Below are 10,664 nucleotides of genomic sequence, written 5' to 3'. Positions count from 1 at the left end.
GGGGGGGGGGCCCCCACTCCCCCACACCTCGATGGCGCGGTCGTCAGCCGGAGACGGGTGGGACCCCGGTCGCCTGCGCGATGATGCGGGCGACCATCTCGTCGCTGGTGGTGTTCTCACCGGGGCGATTGAGCTTGCCTGTGCCGTGGTAGTCGCTCGAGCCCGTGGCGATGAGGTCGCGCTCGGCGACGATCCTCGCCAGCGTCGCCCGACCATCCGGAGTGTTCTCCCTGTGGTCGAGTTCGAACCCCGACAGCCCGGCATCGAGCAGCTCTTCCAGCACGGGAACGGGCAGCATGCCGCGCCCAGCGGGGTGCGCGATGATCGGCACCCCTCCCGCCGCCCGGACGACGCGGACCACGTCGATCGGTGTCGGAGCGGGGTGCGAGACGTAGTAAGGTCCGCGCGGCGACAGCAGCGTCGCGAACGCCTCCTCCCTGGAGGCGACGATGCCGCGGGCGATCAGCGCGTCGGCGATGTGCGGGCGCCCCACGGTCGCATCGCCCGTGCGCTGGGCGACGACGTCGTCCCATGTCACGTCGAGGTCCCGCGCCAGGTTCGCAACCAGCCGCTCCGCCCTGCCCGCACGGTTCTCGCGCACGCCGGCCATCAGAGCGACGAGCTCAGCGGCATCCGGATCGAACAGGTACGCCAGCACGTGCACGCTGCGCCCCGCGTGCTTCGCCGAGAGCTCGGCGCCCGGCAGCAGCGTCAGGCCGAGCGTGCGCGCCGCATCGCCCGCCTCCGCCCATCCGGCCGTCGTGTCGTGATCGGTGAGGGCGACCGTGCGGACCCCGGCGTCATGCGCCGCAGCCATCACCTCCGCCGGTGGTTCCGTGCCGTCGGAACAGGATGAATGAAGATGAAGGTCGCTGGGGCCGGTGAGCACCCATCGATCGTCGCACATGCCCTTCACCGCTTCCCTCCCGGCGTCGTCCAGCCGACGCGCATCTCCTGCACGGGTGCCATTGGACGTTTCCACAGGTGCCGGTCATAGGCTCGAAGCGTGCGATTGATCGGGGTGCTCATCACTGTGCTGTTCGCATGCGCAACCGCAGTGCTCACCTTTCCCGCGTTCTTCCGCGTCGAGCAGATGTTCCCCGTCGCGCAGATCGTCGCGATGCGCGGCCTGATCGTCGTCGGTTTCGCCGCACTCACTTTGCTGTTCCTGCTGTTCGCCGCGGCCAAGCCGATCCGGGGCTTCGCACTCTCGATGGCACTGGTGTCCGCACTCGGTTCGCTGTCGAGCGGCGTCATGCTGGGCGCGCGCGGCTACGGCGAGGACACCCTGCCTGAGGCGACCGACACCAGCGTCCGCGTCATGACATGGAACACGGCGGGCGAGGCGACCGGTGCGTACCGGATCGCGCAGACGGCGGTCGCCATGGATGCCGACATCGTCGCGCTGCCGGAGACGACGGAGGACGGCGGCGAGCAGGTGGCGCTCGAGATGCGCGAGCTGGGGCGGCCGATGTGGGTCCACCACGTCGCGTACAACGCCGCGGACTCCCCCACCCCGTACGCATGGGAGACGACGCTGCTGATCTCGCCGGACCTCGGCGACTACTCGGTGATCGACTCCTCCGAGAACCGCTCCAGCAACACCACGACGCTTCCGAGCGCTGTCGCGATGCCTGTCGACGGCAGCGGTCCCGTGGTCGTGGCCGTGCACGCCGTCGCACCTCGCCAGGCGTACATGGACAGCTGGAGCAATGACCTGCAGTGGATCGCCGACCAGTGCGCGAGCGACAATGTGATCCTCGCCGGCGACTTCAATGCGACGCTCGAGCACATGTCGCGCCTCGGCGTCGACGGCCACGACCTCGGCTACTGCGATGCCGCCGCCCCCGAGTCGGGCAACGGCGGCATCGGCACCTGGCCGACCGATGTGCCCTCGCTGCTCGGAGCGCCGATCGATCACGTGATGCACACCGATGCGTGGGAGACGACGGGATCGATTGTGATGACGAACCTCGATGACGCCGGCAGCGATCATCGTCCCCTCGTCGTGCAGCTCGAACCGACCGACCGGTGACGTCGAATCGGACGGTGCATTCGGATCGCGTCCGGTGAGAGACTGGTGGGAACGCCAACAGCGAACCAGGGAGCATCCGTGAGCGACACCGTGACGACCGATTCCGTCGACAAGCCCTCGAGCCGCCGCCAGCCGTACGGGCAGGGGTTCCTCGACACGATCCCGACCGGATGGGCGCAGCGGCAGAATCCGGAGCCGCACGCCCGTGCGCAGGCGCCGTTCGCCGCGAAGCGCCGCGCCGCAGTGTCGGCCGCGTTCCTGGGAAAGCGCGTCGTCGTTCCGGCCGGTTCGCTGAAGCAGCGCTCCAACGACACCGAGTACCCGTTCCGTGCGCACAGCGCGTTCGCCCACCTGACCGGCTGGGAGGCGGATTCCCAGCCGGATTCGGTGCTCGTATTCGACCCGATGGGCGACTCGCACGAGGCGACGCTGTTCTTCCGTGAGCGCGCCGACCGCACGACGAGCGAGTTCTACTCCGATGCGACGATCGGCGAGTTCTGGATCGGCCCCCGCCCCGATCGCTCCGGAGTGGCACGAGACCTCGGCATCGCGACCGCCCCGCTCGAGGAGTTCGAACAGCGCGACGACGATCTCGTGGTCGGTGAGGACGATGAGCTGGACACGTTCGTCGACGAGCTCCGCCTGGTCAAGGACGACTTCGAGACCGCGCAGCTGCAGCTCGCCGTCGACGTCACTGCACGCGGGTTCGACGACATCATCAGAGAGCTCCCGCGCGCGGCGGCGCACCGCCGCGGCGAGCGGATCATCGAGGGCGTCTTCCACCAGCGCGCGCGCAGCGACGGCAACTGGGAGGGCTACGACACCATCGCCGCCGCTGGGCCGCACGCGTGCTACCTGCACTGGACGCGCAACGACGGCCCCGTGGTGCCGGGCGACCTGGTGCTGATCGACGCCGGAGTCGAGGTCGACAGTCTGTACACCGCCGACATCACGCGCACGCTGCCGGTGAACGGCACGTTCTCAGCCACACAGCGCAAGGTCTACGACGCAGTGCGGGAAGCGGCGGATGCCGCGTTCGCCGCGGCGAAGCCCGGTGCGAAGTTCCGCGCCGTGCACGAGGCGGCCATGCAGGTGATCGCCGCGAAGGTCTCCGAGTGGGGGCTGCTCCCCGTCACCCCCGAGGAGGCGCTCGACGCCGACCGCGGCGGCCACCACCGCCGCTACATGGTGCACGGCACGAGCCACCACCTCGGCATCGACGTGCACGACTGCGCTGCGGCGCGGCGGGAGATGTACTACGACGGCGTGCTCACACCCGGCATGGTGTTCACGATCGAGCCCGGCCTGTACTTCCAGACGGACGACGAGACGGTGCCGGCCGAGTACCGAGGCATCGGAGTGCGGATCGAAGACGACATCCGGATGACCGAAGACGGGCCCGTGAACATGTCGGCGGCGATCCCTCGCACGGCCGACGAGATCGAGGCGTGGATGGCGAAGCTGCGCTGACGCGCGACGGTCGGCCCCTACCTACGGGGCGGGTGGGCGCTGACCCGTCGGCCCCGCGGCGTCGGCCGGCGGGTGCGGGTCGTTCGATCCCTGGCCCTGGTCGGCGCGCTCCTGCTCTTCGGGCGAGCCCTGCTCATCCGGCCGCTCCTGCTCCGCGCTGCGGGGCGCAGGCACGGGGTCCGCCGGACGCGGCGGCACGACCGGTTCCTGCGAGGCAGGCTGGGAGTTCGCATCCTCCGGGGTCAGCGGCGGAATGGCCGCGTCTGCCGGTTCCGACGGCACACCCGCCTGCGGCGCGACCGTCGGCTTGTTCGCCTGCGGCGCCCCCTGCTCGGCTGCTGGTGGATTCTCCGGGTTCGGAACTGGAGCGTTCGTGGCCGGGTCGATCCGGATGCCGTACTGCGGCGGAGGCAGCGGACCGGTCGGCTGCGGCGACTGACGCTCCTGGCTCGGCTGTCCCAGCACGCGTCGCGCCGTCGCAGCGTGCTCCTGCTGCACGGCGATCTCGTAGTGGTCGGCTACGGGAGAGGTGGCGCTCATGTAGTCACGGCGCTTGCGCACGATCCGGTAGCTGAGCAGCTGCATGACCATGCCGAGCGCCATGCCGACGAGCATGAACCCGACGAGCAGCTGGAGCGTCGCCTCCGGTGACAGCAGCGTGTAGATCGCGCCGAACAGCAGGCCCAGAATCGCGCCGTTGAGCGCACCGGACCAGGCGGCGCGACCGTAGCCGAGACGCCCCGTGATCATCTCGACAGCGCGCAGGCCCGCCCACACGATCGAGATCTCACGTGCCGGCACCTCGGCCTCGATGAGTCTGCCCACCGCCTTCTGCGCCGCCTCGTACTCGTCGTACTTCGCGACCGTCTCGCCGACGTTCTTCGGCGAGCGAACGTTCCCGCCCAACATGCTCATGACCCCAGTGTCCCACGCACTCGACGATCCGGTGTCGGCGCGAGCAGTGAACCTGCTATGCATGCGCTTTGAGTCCGGCGGCCTCGTCCTCAGCGATCCCTCATCCGGGTGCTCTGCCACGTGCCCGCTGCCGGGGCACGCCGTAGGCTGGACGGGTGAGCACCCTCTCCGAGAACGTCCGCGCGGCCGTCGGGCGCGTACAGGACCCCGAGCTGCGACGCCCGCTGTCCGAGCTCGACATGGTGCGCGACGTGGCGACGGACGGCACGGATGTGCGCGTGGGCATCGCCCTCACGATCGTCGGGTGCCCCGCGGCCGATCGGATCGAACGCGACGTCCGCGACGCCGCCGAGAGCGTGCACGGAGTAGGCGAAGTCACCCTCGACATCGGCGTGATGACCCCTGACGAGCGCAGAGCACTGACCGAGCGCCTGCGCGGACCTGGCAGGGCGATGCCGTTCGGGCCGGATTCGCTCACGCGAGTGATCGCCGTCACCAGCGGCAAGGGCGGGGTCGGGAAGTCCACGGTCACCGCGAACCTCGCCGTCGCGCTGGCGCAGCGGGACCTGCGCGTCGGACTGATCGACGCGGATGTGCACGGCTTCTCGATTCCGGGGCTGCTCGGGCTCAGCCGTGACGGCGAGACGGCCCAGCCGACGCGCATCGACGACCTGATGCTGCCGCCGATCGCGCACGATGTGAAGACGATCTCGATCGGCATGTTCCTGCAGCGAGGTTCCGACAGCGGCGGCGCAGTGGCGTGGCGCGGGCCGATGCTGCACCGCACGGTGAACCAGTTCCTCACCGACGTGCACTTCGGCGACCTCGACGTGCTGCTGCTCGACATGCCGCCGGGCACGGGCGACATCGCGATCTCGGTGGGCCAGCTGCTCCCCCATGCCGAGGTGCTGGTCGTGACGACGCCGCAGACTGCTGCGAGCGACGTCGCGGTGCGCAGCGGGCTTGTGGCGCGCCAGACCGGCCAGAAGGTGATCGGCGTCGTGGAGAACATGGCGGCGATGACGCTCCCGGACGGCACGGTGCTCGACCTGTTCGGCTCAGGCGGCGGCGCCGAGGTCGCCGCGGCGCTCTCCGCCGATGCGGACGACGTGCCGCTGCTGGCGTCGATCCCGCTCAGTCAGGGTCTGCGCTCGTCCGGCGACGTGGGAACGCCCGTGGTCGTCGCCGCGCCGGAGGACCCGTCGGCGCAGGCGATCGTCGACCTCGCCGCCACGATCGCGTCCCGTCCCCGCGGGCTCGAACAGCGCCCGCTCCCCTTCTCCCCTGCGTGAGTGCGCATTCGGCGAGTGCGGAGCGCGCGGCGAATGCTCGCTACGTCGCCTCGTCGTCGTGGGGCGGAGGATCTTCGAGGCTGAAGACGCTGCGGCGCGGCGGAGGAGGCGGAGGCGTGTACTCCTGAGGACCTGACGGCGACTGCGGCTTGCCCGCCGCTGCCGCGCCCACGCGTGCGGGCGGCGCGTCGTCGAGGAGCGCCTCGCGCACGATGCGGCGAGGGTCGTACTGGCGCGGATCGAGCTTGCGCCAGTCGACGTCGTCGAAGTCCTCGCCCATCTCGGTCTTGACGCGCTCCTGGGCGTTGCGCACGTAGTCGCGGGCGTTGCGAACGAAGCGACCGAGCTTCTCGGCGTACGTCGGAAGGCGCTCCGGGCCGAGTATGAGCACAGCGATGAGACCGATCAGGAGGATCTTGTCCCACGTCATGCCGAGTTCCACGGAAACAGATTACCCGCGACGTACCCTTAGAAGCATGAGTGAGCAGGCAGCCGTCGCACGATTCGTGCGCGAGAACGTGGTCGAACCCGAAAGTATCGCGCGGGCGCGGCAGCACGCCCGCGAGCTCGGTGCCAATCCCGTCAGCGCGGCGCTCGGCGCACAGCTCTCCTTCATCACCGCGGCGACCGCGCCGTCCTCGATCATCGAGATCGGCACGGGTGCCGGGGTGTCGGGCCTATGGCTGCTGCGCGGCGCGCCCGGCGCGACCCTGACCACGATCGACAAGGAAGCGGAGCACCTGGGCGCGGCACGGGAGTCGTTCCAACAGGCGCGCGTGCCATCATCGCGCGTGCGCTGGATCACCGGGCGCTCATCGGAGGTGCTGCCCCGGATGAACGAGGCGGCATACGACATCGTGCTCGTCGACGGCGGTACCGACAGCGTGCTCGAGGACGTGGAGCATGGGCTCCGCCTGGCACGCCCAGGAGGGTGCGTGCTGATCCCGCGCGTGCTCTCGGGCGGCCGCGTCGCCGATCCGGTGCAGCGCGACGAGCTGACCACCGCCTATCGCACGCTCCTCGCCGAGACGCGCGAGTCCGCATCTGTCATCGCGTCCCTGAGCCCTGCGGGCGAGGGCCTGCTGCAGCTGGTCGCCGTCGCCTCAGAGGAATAGCGTCGGGCCGACGAGCATCTCGGCAGAAGTGTGGACAACCTGGCATGCCGAATCCCGGGAACGCGTGGTTCCCGGGATTCGACGGTGCTGTCTCAGGCCGCGGCGCCTTCGACGACGCCGGACAGCACGCTGTGCAGTTCCTTCGCCTCGTCGTCGTTCACCGAGACGACCAGACGGCCGCCGCCTTCGAGTGGCACGCGCACGATGATGAGGCGCCCCTCCTTCACGGCCTCCATCGGTCCGTCGCCAGTCCTGGGCTTCATGGCTGCCATAGCGGGCTCCTTTTCTTGAGGTCTCGCGTCAAGTTTAGCCGGGTCCGACGTCTCGCGACGATTCTCTGTCCGCTCGGATTCGAAACGTAGAGCAACACATCCGCATCCGTCGGGGCCTGCCTGGGCACACATCCGGCCGTGTCGCCGCAGTATTCCGCACCGCGCTACGGCACCTGCCAGTAGTCGCTGCCGTGCGCCCACATGAACCAGATCCACGCCCACTGCCCCACCAGGCACGCGACCATGATTCCCGCCCTCACCAGCCCCGCACGCCCACCGGAGGCAGGCACGGCAGCAGCGCCCGCCACGGCGGGCGCGAGAGGCACCATCAGCCGGAAGATGCTCGATTGGGGGAAGAACACCAGCAGCAGGTAGATCAGGTAGCTCGCCGCCCACATCCGCAGCTCGGGGCCCGCTCTGCGTACGGCAGGCAGAAACAGAACGAGGGCGGCCGATGCTGCCACCAGCGCCACGACCGCTACCGGTGCCATCCGCGCAGGCAGCCCCCACACGGCGAACCACACGTCCGCCGCTGAGAACCAGCCCTCGAGCGGGGCGAACTCCTCCGTGCCGACCCACCCCCGTCGCCACGACAGCTCGGTGTCGAGATATGCGCCGGGGTCGCCCGTGACGGCTCCGGCGATCGCAGGCCATGCGAACCCCATCGCTGCGGCGAACAGCCCGATCACGACGATGTGCGCGACTTCGCGAGCGGGCAGCCTATCGCGTCGGCGCAAGAACCATCGCCATATCCCGTACATCGCAAGCATCAGCGCGAACGCCTGCAGACCCGGCCTGGTGAAGGCCATCAGAGGCACCAGCAGGTAGAGCCACCACCAGCGCCTCTTCAGCACGCACACCAACGCTGCGAACAGCTCGGCGAGGAACAGCGACTCCGCGTATCCGATGTGGAACAGAGGTGCCAGCGGCCCGAACGCGAAGAAGACCACCGCCCACATCGCCTGCGCTCTGCCCTGCCTGATCCTGATGACCGCGCACATGCCGAGGCATGCCAGGTACCCGCCAACGAACGACACCACGAACGCGCCGGCACCCCAGCTGCCGCCTAACACGGCGCCGACGGCCTTCGCCGCATAGGCGTATACGGGGAGGAACGCCCATGCGTTCTGTGTCACGTGCCCGTTGTCGTCCGTGGGGAGCTCATCCGGATATCCTTCGACGGCGGCGAGCCAGTACCACTGTGCGTCCCAGGCGAGGGTGAAGTCGCCGAGCGGGTTCACCGATCCGAGCTGCGACTGCGCCGGTGCGAGCTGCGCCGCCAGCAGCACGAACGCCACGGTGACGAGGCGCGCAACGATGTACACGACTGCGACCTTCGCCCATGTCGGCAGCGCGGCCCAGGAGCGCGTCATGTCGGCCCGAAGGCTCAGGCTGCCGACAGCCACGCTCTCAGGCCCCGCTCGACCCGCTCGATCTGCGCGACGGGGACCCGTTCCTCATCGTGGTGGGCGAGCAGCGCGTCGCCGGGACCGTAGTTGACGGCAGGCACGCCCATCTCGCTGAAACGCGCCACATCGGTCCAGCCGTACTTCGGCTTCGCCTGCGCGCCGACCGCGGCGAGGAACTCGCGTGCGAGCGGAGCATCGAGGCCCGGCCGCGCTGCGGAGGCCCCGTCCGTCACTTCGATGTCGAAGCCGTCGAACACCTCGCGCACGTGCGCGATCGCCTCGTCCAGCGAGCGTTCCGGCGCGAAGCGGAAGTTCACCTCGACCTCGCAGGCGTCAGGGATCACGTTCCCCGCGATGCCGCCTGAGATGCGCACGGCATTCAGTCCCTCGCGGTACTCGAGCCCTTCGACGGCGATCGTGCGGGGTTCGTAGCGGGCGAGTCGCTCGAGAATCGGCCATGCGGCGTGGATCGCGTTCTCGCCCATCCAGGCGCGGCCCGCGTGCGCCCGCGTGCCTGCAGTGCGGACGATGGCCCGCATCGTGCCGTTGCAGCCCCCCTCGACCTCGCCCGCCGTGGGCTCGCCCAGGATGGCGAAGTCGGCTTCGAGCATCTCGGGCGCCTCACGCTGCAGCCGGCCGAGGCCGTTCTTCGTCGCCTCGACCTCCTCGTGGTCGTACCAGAGCCACGTGATGTCGACGGAGGGTTCGGTCAGCTCCGCCGCGAGCTTGAGCTGCACGGCGAGCCCCGCCTTCATGTCGACGGTGCCCCTCCCCCAGATCACGTCTTCGCCGTTCTCGACGATGTCGCGCGTCGGCAGGTTGGCGTTGATCGGCACCGTGTCGATGTGCCCTGCGATGGCGACGCGCTGAGCCCTGGCCAGCTGAGTGCGGGCGACGATCGTGTCGCCGGAGCGGGTGACGGTGAGGTGGGCCAGCGCCGATACGGCGGCGAAGATCTCGTCAGCCAGCCGAGTCTCGTCGTCGGAGACGCTCGGGATGTCGCAGATGTATCGCGTGATGTCGGCAGACGAGGCAGTGAGATCGAGTGGCACCCTTCCACCCTAATTTCTCCCCGCGCCCGTCCCCGACGCGCAGCTCCACAAGTCTCCAGCAGATCCGCCGCTGTCCGCAGAAGAAAAGCGGGAGATCGAAGAGCAGCGGCTACGCGTGCAGCGCGTCGTTGAGCACGACGCCCACGCCGGAGCGTTCGACTGCTTCGACGGTGCCGGTGACCGAGTTGCGGCGCAGCAGCAGACCGGACGAACCCGACAGCTCGGCGGCCTTGACGGTACGACCGCCGGTGAGCGTCACCTTGGTGCCGGCTGTCACGTACAGACCCGCCTCGACGACGCAGTCGTCGCCGAGCGAGATGCCCACGCCCGCATTCGCGCCGAGCAGAGTGCGCTGGCCGATCGAGATGCGGTGCGTGCCGCCGCCGGAGAGTGTGCCCATGATGGACGCTCCGCCGCCGATGTCGCTGCCGTCTCCGATGACGACGCCCTGCGAGACGCGGCCCTCGACCATCGAGGCGCCGAGCGTTCCCGCATTGAAGTTCACGAAGCCCTCGTGCATCACGACGGTGCCTGATGCCAGGTGCGCGCCGAGCCGCACACGCGACGCGTCGCCGAGGCGGACGCCGTCCGGCAGCACGTAGTCGGTCAGGCGCGGGAACTTGTCCTGCGCGTACACCTGGATGCCCGCGCGGCGCAGCGCAGGCAGCGCTGCCGCCGCGATCTCGGGCTTCATCGGGCCTGCGTTGGTCCACGCGTTGTTTGGCAGGTGCGCGAAGACGCCGTCGAGGTTGATCTCGTTGGGGCGCACGAGCCTGTGCGAGAGCGCGTGCAGGCGCAGATACGCGTCGGGAGTCGACGCCGGCGCGGCGTCGAGGTCGATCTCGAGTGCGACGACCTCGGTCCTCACCCCGCGGACGTCGTCGCCTGCGACCTCGCCGGCCAGCTCCGCCTCAGCGGCAGAGGAGTCGCCCAGGCGCGAGGCCACGGGCGCGGGGTACCAGGTGTCCAGCACAGCGCCGTCCGCCGCAATCGTGGCGAGCCCGACACCGGAAATCCAACGCTCATCCGTCATGCTTCCAGCCTACCGGCCACCGACACCGCTCAATTCCTCATCTCTGGCACATTTCCGGTGCTGTGCACCCC

General features: G+C 69.6%; 11 protein-coding genes. 4 read left to right on the top strand and 7 right to left on the bottom strand.

Annotated features, from left to right (window positions below; translation table 11 throughout):
* Window positions 1-43 precede the first annotated feature (43 nt).
* Window positions 44-907 carry a PHP domain-containing protein gene (locus DZG09_RS08960; RefSeq protein ID WP_119697234.1) on the bottom strand — a complete coding sequence of 288 codons (864 nt, stop codon included), beginning with the start codon at window positions 905-907 and terminating at the stop codon, window positions 44-46.
* A gap of 99 nt (window positions 908-1,006) precedes the next feature.
* Here DZG09_RS08960 and DZG09_RS08955 point away from each other — a divergent pair, with 99 nt between their 5' ends.
* Both DZG09_RS08955 and DZG09_RS08950 read left to right on the top strand, forming a co-directional pair.
* A complete protein-coding gene (locus tag DZG09_RS08955; RefSeq protein ID WP_240423797.1) occupies window positions 1,007-2,035 on the top strand; it encodes an endonuclease/exonuclease/phosphatase family protein in 1,029 nt (342 codons plus the stop codon).
* A gap of 78 nt (window positions 2,036-2,113) precedes the next feature.
* Complete coding sequence (locus tag DZG09_RS08950) at window positions 2,114-3,505, top strand: aminopeptidase P N-terminal domain-containing protein (RefSeq protein WP_119697233.1); 1,392 nt, start codon at window positions 2,114-2,116, stop codon at window positions 3,503-3,505.
* A gap of 21 nt (window positions 3,506-3,526) precedes the next feature.
* Here the strand turns inward: DZG09_RS08950 and DZG09_RS08945 are convergent, their stop codons facing one another.
* Entirely contained in the window at window positions 3,527-4,420 is an 894-nt protein-coding gene (locus tag DZG09_RS08945; RefSeq protein WP_205529107.1) for a YflT domain-containing protein, read from the bottom strand.
* A 155-nt stretch (window positions 4,421-4,575) separates the two neighbouring features.
* Here DZG09_RS08945 and DZG09_RS08940 point away from each other — a divergent pair, with 155 nt between their 5' ends.
* Window positions 4,576-5,712 carry an Mrp/NBP35 family ATP-binding protein gene (locus DZG09_RS08940; protein ID WP_119697232.1) on the top strand — a complete coding sequence of 379 codons (1,137 nt, stop codon included), beginning with the start codon at window positions 4,576-4,578 and terminating at the stop codon, window positions 5,710-5,712.
* 40 nt (window positions 5,713-5,752) lie between these two features.
* On the opposite strand, the gene DZG09_RS08935 is transcribed toward DZG09_RS08940, so the two are convergent.
* Window positions 5,753-6,142 carry a twin-arginine translocase TatA/TatE family subunit gene (locus DZG09_RS08935; protein ID WP_420845894.1) on the bottom strand — a complete coding sequence of 130 codons (390 nt, stop codon included), beginning with the start codon at window positions 6,140-6,142 and terminating at the stop codon, window positions 5,753-5,755.
* A gap of 46 nt (window positions 6,143-6,188) precedes the next feature.
* On the opposite strand from DZG09_RS08935, the gene DZG09_RS08930 reads away from it, so the two are divergent.
* Window positions 6,189-6,827 (top strand): O-methyltransferase, encoded by a 639-nt coding sequence (locus DZG09_RS08930; RefSeq protein WP_119697230.1) that lies wholly within the window; start codon window positions 6,189-6,191, stop codon window positions 6,825-6,827.
* 92 nt (window positions 6,828-6,919) lie between these two features.
* Here DZG09_RS08930 and DZG09_RS08925 read toward each other — a convergent pair whose 3' ends face one another.
* From DZG09_RS08925 to dapD, 4 genes are all read right to left on the bottom strand, one after another.
* On the bottom strand, window positions 6,920-7,099 hold the full coding sequence (locus DZG09_RS08925) for a DUF3117 domain-containing protein (protein WP_087056288.1): 180 nt from the start codon (window positions 7,097-7,099) through the stop codon (window positions 6,920-6,922).
* A gap of 164 nt (window positions 7,100-7,263) precedes the next feature.
* Window positions 7,264-8,472 (bottom strand): hypothetical protein, encoded by a 1,209-nt coding sequence (locus tag DZG09_RS08920; RefSeq protein WP_119697471.1) that lies wholly within the window; start codon window positions 8,470-8,472, stop codon window positions 7,264-7,266.
* A 14-nt stretch (window positions 8,473-8,486) separates the two neighbouring features.
* Window positions 8,487-9,560, bottom strand: a complete 1,074-nt coding sequence (gene dapE, locus DZG09_RS08915) for a succinyl-diaminopimelate desuccinylase (protein ID WP_119697229.1) — start codon at window positions 9,558-9,560, stop codon at window positions 8,487-8,489.
* A 109-nt stretch (window positions 9,561-9,669) separates the two neighbouring features.
* The gene (gene dapD / locus DZG09_RS08910) at window positions 9,670-10,593 is read right to left on the bottom strand and encodes a 2,3,4,5-tetrahydropyridine-2,6-dicarboxylate N-succinyltransferase (protein WP_119697228.1); all 924 of its coding nucleotides are present in this window, start codon (window positions 10,591-10,593) and stop codon (window positions 9,670-9,672) included.
* Window positions 10,594-10,664: the final 71 nt, after the last annotated feature.

The sequence above is a fragment of the Microbacterium halotolerans genome (assembly GCF_003569805.1).
In the GTDB taxonomy this organism is placed as follows: Bacteria; Actinomycetota; Actinomycetes; order Actinomycetales; family Microbacteriaceae; genus Microbacterium; species Microbacterium halotolerans.
This window is presented reverse-complemented; position numbering and strand designations above follow the sequence as displayed.